A 16,504-nucleotide genomic window follows, 5' to 3' on the forward strand; every position below is an offset into this window, starting at 1 on the left:
AGGCTCAACTCCAAACAACCCATCACTAAATGAATTAAAAGAGCTACTAAATAAATTCTTTACATCTATCTCGGCAAATTTAAAGGGCATAACAAATGTTCTTAGCTCATATACTAAAAATGACTTTACAGCAAAGGTTGAGATAAACGATGAGCTTGAAGCCGACCTAAAGGCTATGATACTTGGAGTATCAAACATGGGCGAGGTAGTTTGCTCTATGCTAAACTCAAATTTAAACCAAGCTCAAGTACTAGAAGAAAAAGCCAAACTTCTAGCTAGCTCAGTATCAAAAGTAGCAAGCTCAGCAAACACACAAGCAAATAGCTTACAAGAAAGTGCAGCTGCAGTTGAGCAAATGTCTAGCTCAATGAATGCCATCTCTCAAAAGACAGCTGATGTTATAAGACAAAGTGATGAAATTAAAAACATCATAACTATCATTAGAGATATAGCAGATCAAACAAACCTACTAGCTCTTAATGCTGCAATAGAAGCAGCAAGAGCTGGAGAGCATGGCAGAGGATTTGCTGTTGTTGCTGATGAAGTAAGAAAACTAGCTGAACGTACTCAAAAATCTCTAGGTGAGATAGAAGCAAATACAAATGTATTAGCTCAATCAATAAATGAGATGAGTGAATCTATAAAAGAGCAAAGTGAAGGAATTAACATGATAAATCAATCAGTTGCTCAAATAGATAATCTAACAAAAGAGAATGTGGTAATTGCCAACCAAGCAAACGAAGTAACATCAGAAGTAGATAACATGGCTAAGACTATAGTAAGTGAAGTAAGAAAGAATAAATTTTAATCAAACTACTTCATCAATCTTCATAAATTCCAACCTGGTTTAGACTGGGTTGGAGTTTTAATCTTTTAAATTTTGAACTTTAAATTTAATATTCAAGAATTATCTATCAAATTTTAAAATTTATGAACGAGCATATCACGCTTCTAAATTTAGTGGCGAATGGCTATGAGCCCTAAATTTAGTAAGTTGCTAAGGCGAGTGTAAAATTTGTAAATTTGCCTTGTGAAGTCAGATAAGCGTCAAGTAAATTTTAAAATTTCATGAACGAGTAATTTCGGCTCTAAAATTTGAGCTAAGCAATAAGCGAAGCCAAATTTTAGTAGTCAATTCTTGCGAGTGAATGAAAGTTTAAAATTTGCTTTTAGATATAAATTTGTCAAAAAGGGAGACAAGGGCTTAAATTTAATAAGTTGCTAGAGCGACCGAGTAAAATTTAAAAAACCTATCAACATATTGATTAAATTTCAAACCAAAACGGAGTTAAATTTACCTCACCCTATAATGCACGCTACCGCCATATGCGATATCTTCGGCTTTTACGTCATCACTTGTTAAGATTTCACTTATCTTGCCGTTTGCTTCAAGCCTTTCTCTATTTTCCTGAGCGTCTTCTTGGTAGCTATAAACCATCGCAACGCTCACCACGCCGCTAACGGCCTCTATCATCTTAAAAACTCTGATCTCATCTTCTATGCTCTCTGAGCTAACGACCACCACGATCCTATCTTCTGCATCAGTGATGATCTCGCACTCTTTTAACTTGCTTATCTCGTTTTTGACGCTCTCATTTTTATTATCCGTATAGACTATCAGGCTTGAAATATTCATCTAACTCTCCAAAATAAAATTTTCTTCTCATAAGCAGAGGTCACAACCTCGTTGTCGCTTATGAAAACTATGCTATTTATCGTGCTTTGTCCAGTTTTTAGCATCGCGATATTTTCTAGGCTTGTGCTATCAACCAAATTTACATCGCTCATCTCATCGCTCATATATGCAGCGATCTTGCCATCACTACTAAGCCCCACGCCATAAACCAAAAAGCCAGTGTTTATCTTTTTTAGCGTCCCAGCCGAGAATATGCCAACGATCCTGTCGGTGCCTCCACTGATCATGACGCCATTTTTATAAGCGATGTCGTAGATATTATCAGTGTGGATATCTAAAATTCTATCCATTTTTTTAGTGCGAACATTGTAAAAATAGACCTTACCACTCTCGCAAGCGATCGCTAGCGTGCCTCTATCCTCGCTTATCTCCATGTCTGAGAGCATTGCGATTGATATTTTAAAACTATCATAAATTTCGCCACTTTTTAGGTTTAAAAAGTAAATTTCATTGCTGATTGAGGCAAGTGCTATATGCTCATCATCTAAAAATAGAGCCTTTTTTATCGCTTGATTAGCCATTTTTATGCTTCTCATCTGCCCATTTTCTCTTATATAAAGCACCTTTGTAGCGTAGTCGCCCTCGCTTAGGATGAGCATCTTGCCATTTAGCTCATCGACATTTAAAATTTTTGGCCTCTCATGATCGCTAACGTAGGTTTTTATATCATCCATTTTGATGATCTCGTCAAATTTAGACTCTTTTGGATCATAAATTTCAACCGTGCCACCATCAGTTGCGATAAAAAGTTTACCATTTATCAGCGTAGTATTAAGCACATTTGCACTAGCTTCTATCTCTTTAATAGGTGTTGTGATCTCATTTGCAAAGATAAAATTTAACAAGCAAAAAAGAAAAAATAAAATTCTCATAAAGCCTCCATCTCAAGCGAATTTTTAAAACAAACATCAAAGCACTCGCCGCAGCTCACGCAGTTTTGATTGATTATAGGGCGAAAAACACCAAGAAACTCAACTGCTTTAAATTTACAAGCATCAAGGCAGTTGTAGCAAATCGTGTCATTCCACGCTAGGCAGCTAGCGACATTTATGCTAACTTTTGCGTTTATGCTCTTTTGCGAGTTTAAGCTTAATGCCAGGTGGCCGCTACTTTGACAAGCCTTCGCACACTCTTCGCAAAAGTCGCAGCCTAGCTTTTTAACTTTAAAAACAACTCTTTCATTTTCAAAGCTAAGAAGCTCCTTTTCACAGGCACTTACGCAGCCAGCCTCACAGCCAGCGCAGTCAAATTCACCGCTAAAAAATGGCGGATTTATAAATTTGGGAGCAGGTTTTGCCCCCAAAATTTTACTAATTAGCTCTCGCCTGCTTTGCATTACTTAACGCCGTCATTTAAAACGTCAAGTAAATTTGACTTGTGTGAGCCATTTTTATCTCTAAAGTCAGGCTTAAATTTATTGCCAACAAGCTGAGTTACGCCATTTTGTTGCTCGACGTGGCAAGTTGTGCAGTTATATCTCTCATCATCAAGCTTGCCCGCAAGATCTTTTTTGTTTCTGATGTCATAAAAGTGAGAAGCTGGGATAGGAGTGGCTCCGCTATCTTTTGCAAACTCAGGCATGTGGCAGGTTACGCACATATTTGAATCTTTTGTGATAGGCACCAAACCCTCAGTGTCGTGTGGGATAAACGGAGGTGCGTTTTCAAAAGATCTGTCAAATCTCTTTGCCATACCCGCTGGCTCTTTTGTATAGTTGATGTCTTTTAAAACAACGTCTTTATCATCTAACAAATCGACATTTCTAAGGCCGATTTGCGAATCACTAATGCTTGGATTATTCAATGCACATGCCGCTAAAAAGGCAGCGCATAGTGCTCCAAGCGCCATTATTTTCATTTTCATTTTTCTCTCCTTAAATTTCTAATACTAAAATTTAACGCCCCGTCGCCACAAACGTCGATACATCTACCGCAGCTTATGCACTCGCTTGAGCTAACCGCTCGGCTCTCTTTACCGATCATATCTAGCACTTGCACCTCTGGGCATATGAGCTTGCACTTCATGCACTTTGTGCAGGCATCTGCGTCGTGTTTTACTCTGATGAGTGCAAATTTTGATATCACCGCGTAAAATGCACCAAGTGGGCAGATGTGTGAGCAAATTCCGCGCTTTAGCACGAACATATCAAACGCCACTATGCCAAGGGCGATGCCAATGGCGCTAACTGAGCCATAGATGATGCCACGCTGGATGATACCAACAAAGCTAATGCTCTCAAAAGCTGGCAGCGAAAGAGCTAGGCTTAAGATAAGAGTGAGCGCTAGCAAGTAGTAGCGCAAATTTTTACTTACGTTTAAAATTTTCTCACCCTTAAAGCCAAATTTCTCTCTTAGCTTGTAAGCAATGTCCGTTAGTAAATTTACCGGGCAAACCCATGAGCAAAAAGCCCTAGAAGCGATAAGTGCGTAAAATGCAAAGACGATCATGGCACCTATTACCCCATTTATGCCTACGCTAAAGCCAGCCAGTAAAATTTGAAGCACCGCAAATGGATCGCTTAGTGGAATTTGTCCAAAAAGCGAAGATGAGCTTAAATTTCCGCTAAGTATCTTAAACCCATAAACATTTCCTAGGATAAATAACACTAGGATAGAAATTTGAGTTATTCGTCTTAAGATTAAAAATTTCATAGCTCACCGCCATTTAGATAGTCAGTCGCCTTTTTGATGTCGAGCTTTATCTTGCTGTCGGCATCGTCCACGCGCCTTTCATCTTCTTTTATCCAGCCTTTGACGTAGTTATCGCCAACTTTGCCAAGTACAACTTCGCGGTTTAGCACGGTAATGGCTGCTTTTTCGGTGATACAGGCTCGCTCGCACACGCCACAACCTGTGCAGATATCGCTATCAACTACTGGGAGCAAAAATGCGTGCTTTTGTGTCCTTTCGTTGCGGCGATACTCAAGATACAAGGCCTTATCTATGAGCGGACAGGCTCTGTAACAAGCGTCGCACTGTATGCCCCAGTATGCCACGCAGTTTTTCATATCGACAACTGCAACGCCCATTTTGGCTTTGTTGATATCGAGTTTGCCAGCTGTGCTAACTAAATTTGCGTCCAGTGCCCCAGTCGGACAGGCTGGCACGCAAGGGATATGCTCGCACATATGACAAGGAATTTTTCTAGGCTCAAAATAAGGCGTACCGACACTTATACCATCTTCAAGAGTAGCGAGTTTTAGCGTATCAAATGGACAGGCCTCTACACAAAGCCCACACCTAATACAGCTTTTCAAAAACTGCTTCTCCGCTTTCGCACCAGGCGGTCTAAGAAGTACAAGCGGTGAGGCTTTGGCACTAAGTGACCATATAAAGCCTCCGCCAAGAGCTAAGATCGCTGCCTTAGCTCCAAATTTCAAAGCTTCACGCCTACTTGAAAATTCCATATCAGCCACTTTTATGCTTTGTAAATTTTAACCGCGCACTTTTTATAGTCTGTCTCTTTTGAGATCGGGCAAGTAGCGTCAAGGCAGACTTTATTTATAAATACGTTTTCGTCAAAGAAAGGCACATAAACAAGACCTACTGGCGGCTTATTTCTACCTTTTAGATCTACCCTTGCTTTTACCTTTCCGCGGCGTGACTCGACCCAAACGATCTCGTTTTGAAGCACTCCAAGTTTTTTAGCATCATCTTCGTGCATGTAGCAAAGTGCCTCTGGGACGGCTCTATAAAGCTCAGGAACACGCATAGTCATCGTACCTGTATGCCAGTGCTCTAGGACACGGCCAGTACATAGCCAGAATGGATAATCTTTGCTTGGCATCTCGCACGGATCCATGTAAGGGCGGAAGAAAATTTTTGCTTTGTTTGCAAGAGGAGTTTTCTCTTGATTTTTTACGCCTTTTAGATCGCCTGTTGGAAGAGCTGCGTTTTTGTTGCCGTAGAATGCAAATTTATCATTTGGAGCAGCTTTTTTAGCGTATGGGTCAAATTTAGTGTTAAATCTCCACTGAGTCTCTTTGCCATCAACGACTGGCCATCTTAGACCTCTTACTTTGTGGTAAGTGTCAAAGTCAGCTAGGTCGTGACCGTGTCCAACGCCAAATTTCCTATACTCTTCCCAAAGATATTTGTGGATGAAAAATCCATATCCTTTAAATTCTTTACCATCAGAGCCGATCACTTTTCTGCTGTCGCCAAAGACTTCTGTGTTGTCATAGTTTTCCATGATCGGATCGTTTGCGCTAAATTTCTTAGCATCTTCATTTGCAAAAAGCACGTCAAATAGCGTATCTTCTTCGCTATATCCCATAGCTTTTGCAGCTTCAAGCACGCTTGGAAGTGTCACTTTGTCATTTAGTTTTTTCTCGCCCCAAACGTCTTTTAGCTTAAAGCGCTTACTAAACTCAAGCATCTGCCAGATATCAGGCATCGCTTCGCCAACAGGGAGCACTTGCTGTCTCCAGTGCTGTGTCCTTCTCTCGGCGTTGCCGTATGCGCCCCATTTTTCGTAAATCATCGCAGTTGGTAAAATAAGGTCAGCTACTTTTGCAGAAATTCCTGGATAAGGGTCGCTTACGACGATGAAGTTGTCCATTTCGCGAGCTGCTTTGATCCAGTGGTTTGCATTTGCAGTGTTTTGCCATGGGTTATTTACTTGAACCCAGATAAATTTAACCTTGCCATCTTCAAGATCACGCATCATTTTTACGTAGTGTGAGCCTGGTACAGCATTTAGTGTGCCAGCAGGAAGTTTCCAAAGTTTTTCAGTGATCTCTCTGTGTTTTGGATTGGCGACAACCATATCAGCTGGTAAGCGGTGAACGAATGTTCCAACCTCTCTTGCAGTTCCGCACGCACTTGGTTGGCCAGTTAGAGAAAAGGCGCCTGAGCCTGGGAGTGCTTGCTTGCCGAGCAAGAAATGCACCATATAAGCTTGCTCATTTACCCATGTGCCGCGTTGGTGTTGGTTAAAGCCCATAGTCCAGAAGCTAACGACTTTGCGGTTTTTCTCGATGTAAAGATCAGCAAGTGCTTTTAGTTTTTTCTTAAATTCATTGATATCTTCGTTTGGATCGCCTTTTGCTACCTTAGCTGTAAAGTCAAGTGTGTAAGGCGCAAGAGCTTTTTTAAACTCTTCAAATGTTATTTGCCAGTGATCGCCAGCCTTTGCAGCGTTTTTATTTTCAAGTGTATCACCAGCTTTTAGACCAAGATAAGAAAGTGTAACGCCCTCAGCCTCACTTAGCACCTTTGACTTCTCAGTCGCAGCTGTGTCTAGCTCGCTTGGAGCATATTTTTTGTGATGGATGTCTGGGCGAAGACCATATCCGATATCAACTGGGCCAGCTGTGAAGACGCAGTGCTTTTTAACAAATTCTTCATCTATCATCTCAGGGTGGTTATAGACTATCTCACGAGCGATGTAGTTCCAGATAGCAAGGTCAGATGACGGAGCAAAAATGATCTCGATATCAGCTAAATTTGATGTTCTAGTTGAGTAAGTACTTAAATTTACGACCTTTACTCTATCAGGGTCGCTAAGCTTTCTATCACTGACGCGCGCCCAAAGGATCGGGTGCATCTCAGCCATATTTGCGCCCCAAGCTATGACAGTATCAGTTAGCTCGATGTCATCAAAGCAGCCTGATGGCTCATCGATACCAAAAACTTGCATAAAGCCAAGAACCGCACTTGCCATACAGTGTCTTGCATTTGGATCGATGCTGTTGCTTCTAAAGCCAGCTTTTAGCATCTTCACAGCGACGTAGCCCTCTGGGATAGTGTATTGACCAGAGCCAAGCACGCCAACGCCGTGAGGTCCAAGCTCGTCATAAGTCTTTCTAAACTGAGCTTCCATCACGTCAAATGCTTGTTTCCAGCTTACTTGCTTGAATTTACCTTTTTTGTCAAATTCGCCCTTTTCATTTACACGTAAAAGTGGATGAGTGATCCTATCTTCGCCGTACATGATCTTAGCGTTAAAGTAGCCTTTAATGCAGTTTAGACCGCGATTTACCGGTGCTTCTGGATCGCCTTTTACAGCTACTATCTTGCCCTCTTTTGTAGCAACCATGATGCCACATCCGGTTCCACAAAATCTACAGGCAGCCTTATCCCAACGCCAGCCTTTTTCAGCTTCGTTTGCCGCACTTAGCGAGCTTGGCACAGCGATACCGGCACTAGCACAAGCAGCACTAGCTGCAGCACTTTTGATGAAATCTCGTCGATTCATTTTTTCTCCTTAAAAGATTTAAACAATTTTAATAGATATTACTCTCATTAAACTTATTTACCACTGATTTACATAGATAAAAATTTTAATAAGCTTAAAATATAAAATTACATATTAGTTTAAGAAAATTTATATAAATAGCCCATTATAAAAGAAGCAAGATGATAACTTAAAGCATTTTTTTTACATATCTATAGGTATTTTACAAGTAAATCTTAAAAAAATAAATTATAAATTTATTTAAACAGTTGAGTAGAAAAGTAACACATAAATTGGGCTAAATTTATCTTTTATTTAATCAAATTTATGCACGAGGGAGCAAGAAATTTTAAAATTTATTAGCAAGCACATCAGGGCTCTAAATTTAGTAGTCTGCTAAGGCGAGTGAATGAGATTTTAAAATTTGTAAAGATTAAAACCCCAATCCAGCTTAAACCAGATTGGAGTTTATTAAATTCAGTAGTTTGCATTAAACAAATTTAAGTTTGTATATTAAGAAGCTAAAACCTCTTCTTCCTAACCTCTTCAACAATAGCTTTAGCCATCTCATCTACTTCAGATGTTACTTCATTTGCTTCATTAGCAATTACAACGTTTTCTTTTGTTAGGTGATCTATTTGAGCAACTGATTCATTTATCATATTTATGCCTTCGCTTTGCTCTCTTATAGATTCACTCATCTCATTTATTGATTGAGCTAATACATTTGTATTTGCTTCTATCTCACCTAGAGATTTTTGAGTACGTTCAGCTAGTTTTCTAACTTCATCAGCCACGACGGCAAATCCTCTGCCATGTTCTCCAGCTCTAGCTGCTTCTATTGCAGCATTAAGAGCTAGAAGGTTTGTTTGATCTGCTATATCTCTAATGATAGTTATGATGTTTTTAATTTCATCACTTTGTCTTATAACATCAGCTGTCTTTTGAGAGATGGCATTCATTGAGCTACTCATTTGCTCAACTGCTGCTGCGCTTTCTTGTAAGCTATTTGCTTGAGTATTTGCTGAGCTTGCTACTTTTGATACTGAGCTAGCTAGTAGTTTTGCTTTTTCTTCTAGGGTTTGGGCTTTAGCTAGGTTGTCACTTAACATTTTAGATATCTCAATACCTAGTGAGTTTATACCACTTGCTATCTTACCATCATCATCAAGTCTTTTTGTAAAGTCTTGGTTTTTATAGGTGTTTAGTAGATCAAGTACATCTTTGCCATTACTTGAGATTGCATTTTTAAGAGCAAGTTGTAGATCTTTAAATGTGCTTTTTAGTTGATTTAGAGCTGGGTTATTAGTGTCAGCTTCTAAGCTTGCTTCATAGTTGCCATCTTTTATCTCATTTACAAAGGTGTTGGCTTTTTGGATGAAGATACTTTGATCTTTCATGCCATCTTCAATGGCCTTTGTGTTTTTGTTTATTAACTCTGCCATTTGACCAAATTCATCTTTAGATGTTATCTCTATAGGCTGGGCTTTGTTTGTCTTGTGATTTAGTAGATCAAAGAAAGATAGCAAGCCTGTTTTTAGTTTGAGGATGATTTTTAGGAGGTAAGACGACATTAGAAGTGAAACTATCACAGAGATGATGATCGCTGCTAAGATAACGCCGATAGCTGAGTAGAATAGCGTATGCAAATCTTTTAAAAGCACATCCTCATCCATCTCGCCAAATAGGTACCAATCAAGGCTTGGGATATATTTTGAGCCAATTATCAAATTTCTCGTGCCGTTAAAGTGACGGATGACGCCGCCATTTTTATTCATCAAGACATCAAATTTCTCTTTGCCAAGGACATCTTTTACATTTACTTTGCCGACCCTGTCGCTCTTTTCTATCTTTACGATACCGCTTGAATCAACCATTAAAAATTTACTGCCCTCACCCATGGTTTTTGAGGTGACTAAATTTACGATGTCATCAAGGTTCATGCCTATCGCGCTGACGCCATAAAATTTGCCGTCTTTTTCAACCTTGCTATTTACATAAAGTGTTAGCGAGCCAGTAGCTTCTGAGACTTGGATGTTTAGAGAATTTACCTCTTTGCCATTTTTAACGTCAAAGTACCAGCTATCACGTGGATTATCCTTGCTAAGCTGTTTTAAAATTTTGTCGTTTGTGTAATAGTTTAGAGTTTTATCGGAGACAAACATCGCCGTTGAGAGGTTAAACGCCTTCATAAGGTCGGTGTTGTAGTTAAAAAGCGTTGCTAATCCGTCCTTTGGCTCGCCCTCGTCGATCCACTTGAGAAGATAGTCGTTTTTGGTCATCTGATAAGAGGTGTTGATGATCTTGTCTATGGCATAGCCGATCTCACCTGCAACGTTAGAGACAGCTAGTGGCAGCTCATCTTTCACAACTTTTTCTGTATATAGGTTGCGAGCTATGTTGTAACTAATGAGGCTAACGCCGATTAGTAGCAGCACGATCACAGCTGTCAAAATAACAGAAATTTTAATCCTTAAAGACTTCATAAATCACTCCTTGATCAATATTTGCGTAATTATTCAACTTTTTATATAAAAGTAAAATTAATTTAAATAAATATGAAATTTTGTTTTAACTATGTCACTTTGATGGGTTATAATGACACAAATTTAAATCACTCCCTGCCTTAAAGTGCTAAAAATTTCTAAGCAACTTTTCAAACTGCACACCATAGCTTGTGCGATTATCATCTTTTAGCGTGATCTTGATGCTTTCAAGCACAAAATTTGCTGCCTTTTTGATAGCATTTTGCATGCTTTCACCATTTATGAGCGAGCCAAAAAGCACTGAAGCGAAGATATCTCCAGTGCCGCTTGCGTGAAAGGGCAAATACTCGTGAAAATACTCCACTTTCTCTTTCGTATTTGCATCGTAAGCTATGATGCCACACTCATTTTGCCTAAACATAATGCCCTTTAAAACGATCTTTCGCGCGCCAAAACTAGCCAAGCCCTCAAGTAGCTCCAAAATGTAGTCCTCGCCGTATCCCTCGCTTAAAAATGGCTTTTCGCACATAAAACTTGCCTCAGTTATGTTTGGCGTGATGACGTGTGCCTTTGTGCAAAGCTCTCTCATCTTTGCCACAAATTTCTCATCAAAGCCGTGATAGAGCTTACCATTATCGCCCATACAAGGATCCACAAGCCTTAGCAAAGAGCCGCTATCAAACTCAGCAAAGACCTTTTCTATAAGCTCAAGCTGCCTAAAACTACCTAAAAATCCAGTGTAAATTCCATCAAAGCTGATGCCCTCTTTGTGCCAAACCTGCGTTATAGCGTCAAATTCATCAGTTAGATCACGAAAAGTGAAATTTTTAAAGCCAGTGTGAGTTGAGAGCAGTGCCGTTGGCAAGATGCATGCCTCGATGCCTTGGGCGCTGATTATGGGAAGTGCGACGGTGAGCGAGCATTTGCCCACGCACGAGATGTCTTGTATAGTTAAAATTCGCTTCATCTATCATCTTAATTTATAAAATTTAACGCCAGCAACGTCAGTTTGACAAACCACGCCGTCTTGCAAAAGGCTGTTTAAAATTTGCTTTGAGTGCTCTGAGAAATTTTCTTCGACATTTGCCATAGTTTGCGGACGGCGCTCTAGCATGGCTAAAATTTCACTCTTGCTAAATTCATACTTTTGCTCTATCTTGTGAGCCCTAGCTATGGTGACTGGCACGCCTTTTATCTTGCTTGCTAGCTCTTCAAGCCTACTAGCATCAACGCCTTTTACGTTGTAAGCTGGCGGGCGATCTATCGTACCCACATCCACTCGGTGCGGAGCTATCTCATTTATAGCCTCATTAAGCGCTATAAATTCCTCTTCTTTGTCGTTAAATCCAGCCACGACCAAAATTTCAAGCACAAGCTCGCCCTTAAATTTCTTGCGAAATTTAGCCATTGCCTTTATAAGCTCGCTAACTTCTATACCACTTTTATTGCGGTCTATCTTTTTAAATGTGCTTTGCACGGCGCTATCAAGGCTAAATTTCACTATATCAAGCCCTTGCAAGGCTTCACAAATTTTTTGATCTCTCGCGCCTGAGCCGTTGCTTAGGATTAGAGTTTTTGCCATGCCTTTTAGTTCATTTACTTTTGCTATCAGCTCTTTTAAGTGCGGATAAAGAGTTGGCTCGCCATTTGCTGTAAGCGTGATGACATCGATGTTTTGATGAGCTTTTAATGCTTCTTTCAAAGCGCTTATGATTTCATTAACGCTTGGTGGATTTTCTATCTCTTCAACCGGCTTTGCGCCCTTTAGCTCGCAATAAACACAGTCAAAATTGCATGATTTTTGCTTTGGGCTTAGATCGATGCCAAGGCTCATGCCAAAACGGCGCGAATTTATCGGCCCAAAGACCGGAGTGCTATCTTGCACTTTTTCTTTGAACCTCTTTTATGAAATATTTTGCGTTTTCAACTGGCACATCTGGCAAGATCCCATGACCAAGGTTGAAGATATGCGGTGCGCCTTTCATCGTGCTTAAAATTTTATCCACGCCCTCATCGATCGCCTTCTTGCTATATAGCCTTGTTGGCTCCATGTTGCCCTGAAGGACGTATCTTGGGCTAAGTTTTTCTTTCGCTAGTTCGATCGGCGTGCTCCAATCAACGCCAAAAACATCAAATTTACCTGAAATTTTATCCAGATATCCGCTGATACCTTTTGGAAAAACGATGACTGGGATATCTGGAAACTCAGCCTTGACGCTATCAACTATCTTGTTTATGTAGTTAAATCCAAACTCAAAATATGCCTGCTCTTCAAGCGCAGCCGCCCAGCTGTCAAAAATTTGCACCGCATTTACGCCAGCTTTTATCTGCTCTTTGACGTAAAGGATGAGCGCTTGCGTCACTTTTTCTAAAATTTGATGTAAAAATTCTGGATTTTCATAGAGCATCTTTTTGCAGACCGCATAGTTTTTGCTGCCTCCACCCTCTATCATATATGTAGCTATCGTCCATGGTGCGCCGCAAAAGCCAATTAGCGCCTTATCTTTGGCTAAATTTTCTCTTGTAAGTTTGATCGTGTCATAGACGTATGCTAAGCTTTTGACTGATCTTTCGATACTAAGTGCATCAAGTGCGGCCTCATCACGCAAAGGCTTTGTAAAAACTGGTCCCTCGCCCTTTTCAAAGCGCAGATCCATACCCATTTCAAGAGGCACGACAAGGATGTCGCTAAACAAAATAGCCGCATCAACGCCCAAGATATCAACTGGCTGAAGCGTGACCTCGCTAGCCTTTTTATAGTCTTTGCAAAGTGATAAAAAGTCCCCTGCTTTAGCTCTTACAGCCATATATTCTGGTAGATATCTACCAGCTTGGCGCATCATCCAAACAGGCGTGTATGGCGTAGGTTTTTTAAGGCAAGCGTCTATAAAAATCATCAAATTTCCTTTAAATTTTTAAATGGATATTATCCAAAAATAGCTAAAGAAAAGATGTAGGAGAAATTTTAAGCGTAAGAACGCTTAAAATTTTAGTGATCTCCCTTGTGAAGAAAGTAAAGTCCAAGACAAAGTGCAAGGATAGAAGCCGCAAGATAGGCCATCTCAAGCGGAGTTGTGAAATTTGCGTGAAGCACTCTTTGGAAGAAATTTACGATTAAAACCATGACGATCACTTTGCCAAGCTTGTCTTTTAGCTCATCAAGCGAATGCACTTCAAGCACCTTGCTCTGCTTTGACTGCTTTAGCTGTGTGATCTCTGAGATGAAAAGCTCGTAAATTCCGAAGCTAAATATATAAAGAACAAGCGCCATCAAGTATAGATCGATCGCTCCAACGATCTCGACAACGACTTCTGAGTGGAAATTTTCAACGTGAAAATCTGCAACAAAGAAATATTTATAAACCTCTAAAATCACCTTGCCGACATCATAACTTGCGATGATAAAAAGCACGATCACACCTAAAAGGCCAAAAACTACTGGAAAAAGCGTGAAACTGTTGCTTGTAAGCAAAATTCTCTCAAATATTTTACGCAATAAAAACCCTTTTTATGAAATTTAAAAAGGGGGTATTTTATAGTTTTTTCCTTAAATTTAGAGGCTTATGTTTAATTAATTTTAATTGAGCTTATCTGGCAAAAAGGAGCATCCCAGACAAAGCTGGGATGATATTAAAACAAGCTATTTACGCTTTCGTTGTGATAAACACGGCGTATCACTTCGCCAAAGAGTGAAGCTGTGCTTAGCACTTTTATACAAGGGAGTTCTTCTTTTAATGGGATCGTATCAGTCACCACTAGCTCATCTAAAAAGCCAAGTTTTAGCCTATCATAGGCTGGTCCGCTAAGCACTGGATGCGTGCAAAACGCCATTACGCTAGTTGCGCCGCGCTCTTTAAAAATTTCAGCTGCTTTTACGATAGTGCCAGCGGTGTCGATCATATCATCGACCAAGATCACATCTTTGCCCTTAACATCGCCAATCACGTTCATCACTTCGCTCTCATTTGCTTTCTCGCGGCGTTTATCAACGATGACCATATCTAGCAAATTTAGATTTTTCGCCAAGGCTCTAGCACGAGCCACGCCGCCTACATCTGGGCTTGCGACGACTGGATTTGGTAAATTTTTAGCTTTTACGTAGTCGTTAAAGATGATGCTTCCATAAAGGTTATCTACTGGGATATCGAAAAATCCTTGAATTTGTCCTGCGTGAAGGTCCATAGTAACGACCCTATCGATGCCTGCTGTTTGCATCATATTTGCCACAAGTTTTGCAGTGATCGGCACTCTAGGGGCTGCTTTTCTGTCTTGTCTAGCGTAGCCAAAATACGGCACGATCGCTGTTATAGAGCTTGCGCTGCTGCGTTTTAAAGCGTCAGTTAAGATAAGAAGCTCCATTAAATTTATATTTGCTGGGGCACATGTTGGCTGGATGACAAAGACATCTTTTCCACGCACGCTTTCGCCGATTTGCACGCTGATCTCACCATCGCTAAATCTTTTAATGCTAGCTTCACTGAGTGGAAGCGACAAATATTGCGAAATTTTCTTCGAAAGCTCGATATTTGCGGTGCCTGAGAAAATTTTATAGCCTCTCATAATAGTAACCTTTTTTAGTGATTTTTATGTTGGGATTTTATCAAAATGAGCTTTAAATTTAAATTTATTTACCAACTAATTTTAGCCAAATTTTATACTCCAAAAGGCAAAATTTACACCAAATTTTTAAACCGTTTTATATTTATAAATTTATGAGGACTAAGGTAACAAACATGTTTAAGATATGTAGAATTTACGACTTTATTAAAAGCGACGACGAGAGTTTTAAAGGTGTCTTTATCGATAGACTATATCCTAGAGGCGTGAAAAAAGAGATCTTTTCTAGCTTCATCTGGCTAAAATCAGTCACTCCATCAAACGAGCTAAGGTCATGGTTTCATGAGGATAAGGAGGCTAGGTTTGATGAATTTTGCAAAAGATTTAGGCAAGAGCTAAATGGCAAAGAGGAGCAAGAGGGGCTAAAAGAGCTTAAGAAGCTAGAAAAAGAGTATAAAAACGTGGCGCTTCTAACTGCTGTCAAAGAGCCAGAATTTAGCCACGTTAAGGTGATAAAAGAGGCGCTTAGCTCTTTATAAAGCCACTTGCGATGACGCGATCACCATCATACATCACGCAAAGCTGACCTTGCGCTACGCCAAGTGCGTTTTGATTTAGCGTTAGTTTTGCGGTTTTGTTAGCTTTATCAACCTCTACAAAAGCCTCAAGTTTAGGGCTTCTATATCTTATCTTGGTTTCGCACTCAAATTTATCTTCATCGATAAATAAATTTACATTTTCAAGCTCGACCACCTTTTGAGCAAGGTCGTCCTTGCTACCGACAACGATCTCGTTTTTATCGGCATTTATCTTGATGACAAAGTGTGGCTCATGAGCGCCAAAAACCTCAAAACCACGGCGTTTGCCGATAGTGTAGTGCATGTAGCCTTGGTGGCGGCCGATGATATTGCCGTCTTTATCTACCACGTTGCCTGGTAAATTTGTGTTGTAGTGCTTGTTTAAAACCTCGATGTAGGTATTTTCCACAAAGCAAATTTCACTGCTTTCTGCCTGAGTAGCAAACTCTTCAAGCACTTTTACGCCTCTTGCTAACTCTTTTATATCTTTTTTAAATTTATCCCCAAGCGGGAAAATGACATCTTTTAGCACCTCTTTTGGCACCTGAGCTAAAAAGTAGCTTTGATCCTTGCTAGGATCTTTGGCGCAGGTTATAAAACCATCAACCACCTGCACGTAATGCCCAGTAGCAAGCTTCTCGCAGCCATTTGCCTTTGCAAAGTCAAGTAGCGCACCAAGCTTTATAAATTTATTACACAAGGCGCAAGGATTTGGCGTTTTGCCCTCTTTGTATAGCCTCACAAATGGATCATAGACATATTCGTTAAATTTATCCTGCAGATCGAGGATATGCACTTTGATGCCAAGGTATTCGCCCACTTTTTTGACTTTTCTGATGTTTTCTTCGTGATATCCTGGCTTTTGATGAAGCATCATGTAGCAGCCTTGCACCTCATGTCCAGCCTCTTGCAGAAATTTAGCCGTCATCGTGCTATCTACGCCGCCGCTCATTGCAACCATTATTTTCATATTTTTACCTTTTTTAAATTTAAAGGCGATATTTTATATC

General features: G+C 40.1%; 16 protein-coding genes and 1 pseudogene. 2 read left to right on the plus strand and 15 right to left on the minus strand.

Features of this window, described 5'->3' with window-relative positions:
* Positions 1-217: 217 nt before the first annotated feature.
* Entirely contained in the window at positions 218-808 is a 591-nt protein-coding gene (locus MTT29_RS03595) for a methyl-accepting chemotaxis protein (RefSeq protein WP_429800451.1), read from the plus strand.
* Positions 809-1,294: 486 nt separating this feature from the next.
* On the opposite strand, the gene MTT29_RS03600 is transcribed toward MTT29_RS03595, so the two are convergent.
* The 14 genes and pseudogenes from MTT29_RS03600 to MTT29_RS03665 form a co-directional block, all read right to left on the minus strand.
* Entirely contained in the window at positions 1,295-1,636 is a 342-nt protein-coding gene (locus MTT29_RS03600; protein ID WP_429799780.1) for a chaperone NapD, read from the minus strand.
* On the minus strand, positions 1,633-2,568 hold the full coding sequence (locus tag MTT29_RS03605; protein WP_429799781.1) for a WD40 repeat domain-containing protein: 936 nt from the start codon (positions 2,566-2,568) through the stop codon (positions 1,633-1,635). Before MTT29_RS03605 ends, MTT29_RS03600 begins: the two co-directional genes overlap by 4 nt.
* Positions 2,565-3,032 (minus strand): 4Fe-4S ferredoxin, encoded by a 468-nt coding sequence (locus MTT29_RS03610; RefSeq protein ID WP_429799782.1) that lies wholly within the window; start codon positions 3,030-3,032, stop codon positions 2,565-2,567. The genes MTT29_RS03605 and MTT29_RS03610 overlap by 4 nt, the downstream gene beginning before the upstream one ends.
* Positions 3,032-3,559 (minus strand): nitrate reductase cytochrome c-type subunit, encoded by a 528-nt coding sequence (locus MTT29_RS03615; protein ID WP_002939541.1) that lies wholly within the window; start codon positions 3,557-3,559, stop codon positions 3,032-3,034. The genes MTT29_RS03610 and MTT29_RS03615 overlap by 1 nt, the downstream gene beginning before the upstream one ends.
* Positions 3,556-4,347 (minus strand): quinol dehydrogenase ferredoxin subunit NapH, encoded by a 792-nt coding sequence (gene napH / locus MTT29_RS03620; protein ID WP_429799783.1) that lies wholly within the window; start codon positions 4,345-4,347, stop codon positions 3,556-3,558. The genes MTT29_RS03615 and napH overlap by 4 nt, the downstream gene beginning before the upstream one ends.
* Positions 4,344-5,102: a ferredoxin-type protein NapG gene (napG, locus tag MTT29_RS03625; RefSeq protein WP_429799784.1), complete on the minus strand. Its 759-nt coding sequence runs from the start codon at positions 5,100-5,102 to the stop codon at positions 4,344-4,346. The genes napH and napG overlap by 4 nt, the downstream gene beginning before the upstream one ends.
* 11 nt (positions 5,103-5,113) lie before the next feature.
* Positions 5,114-7,894, minus strand: a complete 2,781-nt coding sequence (gene napA, locus MTT29_RS03630) for a nitrate reductase catalytic subunit NapA (protein WP_429799785.1) — start codon at positions 7,892-7,894, stop codon at positions 5,114-5,116.
* A gap of 500 nt (positions 7,895-8,394) precedes the next feature.
* Positions 8,395-9,549 carry a methyl-accepting chemotaxis protein gene (locus MTT29_RS03635; RefSeq protein ID WP_429800452.1) on the minus strand — a complete coding sequence of 385 codons (1,155 nt, stop codon included), beginning with the start codon at positions 9,547-9,549 and terminating at the stop codon, positions 8,395-8,397.
* 15 nt (positions 9,550-9,564) lie between these two features.
* Positions 9,565-10,359, minus strand: a pseudogene (locus tag MTT29_RS03640) (cache domain-containing protein); the annotation flags it as partial.
* A 148-nt stretch (positions 10,360-10,507) separates the two neighbouring features.
* On the minus strand, positions 10,508-11,326 hold the full coding sequence (locus MTT29_RS03645) for a pyridoxamine kinase (RefSeq protein ID WP_103614358.1): 819 nt from the start codon (positions 11,324-11,326) through the stop codon (positions 10,508-10,510).
* Positions 11,327-11,329: 3 nt separating this feature from the next.
* Entirely contained in the window at positions 11,330-12,244 is a 915-nt protein-coding gene (locus MTT29_RS03650) for a radical SAM protein (RefSeq protein ID WP_429799786.1), read from the minus strand.
* Positions 12,234-13,256 (minus strand): uroporphyrinogen decarboxylase, encoded by a 1,023-nt coding sequence (gene hemE / locus MTT29_RS03655; protein WP_021087376.1) that lies wholly within the window; start codon positions 13,254-13,256, stop codon positions 12,234-12,236. Before hemE ends, MTT29_RS03650 begins: the two co-directional genes overlap by 11 nt.
* Before the next feature lie 92 nt (positions 13,257-13,348).
* Entirely contained in the window at positions 13,349-13,855 is a 507-nt protein-coding gene (locus MTT29_RS03660) for a YqhA family protein (protein ID WP_429799787.1), read from the minus strand.
* Positions 13,856-13,989: 134 nt separating this feature from the next.
* Positions 13,990-14,919 (minus strand): ribose-phosphate pyrophosphokinase, encoded by a 930-nt coding sequence (locus MTT29_RS03665; protein ID WP_004317514.1) that lies wholly within the window; start codon positions 14,917-14,919, stop codon positions 13,990-13,992.
* A gap of 173 nt (positions 14,920-15,092) precedes the next feature.
* On the opposite strand from MTT29_RS03665, the gene MTT29_RS03670 reads away from it, so the two are divergent.
* A complete protein-coding gene (locus MTT29_RS03670) occupies positions 15,093-15,455 on the plus strand; it encodes a DUF488 domain-containing protein (protein WP_009294214.1) in 363 nt (120 codons plus the stop codon).
* Here MTT29_RS03670 and mnmA read toward each other — a convergent pair.
* Positions 15,442-16,494 (minus strand): tRNA 2-thiouridine(34) synthase MnmA, encoded by a 1,053-nt coding sequence (gene mnmA, locus MTT29_RS03675; RefSeq protein ID WP_429800453.1) that lies wholly within the window; start codon positions 16,492-16,494, stop codon positions 15,442-15,444. The two genes, MTT29_RS03670 and mnmA, sit on opposite strands and share 14 nt — an antisense overlap.
* Positions 16,495-16,504 lie beyond the last annotated feature (10 nt).

Origin of the sequence: Campylobacter concisus (genome assembly GCF_050447485.1) — a bacterium.
Lineage (GTDB): Bacteria > Campylobacterota > Campylobacteria > Campylobacterales > Campylobacteraceae > Campylobacter_A > Campylobacter_A concisus_BQ.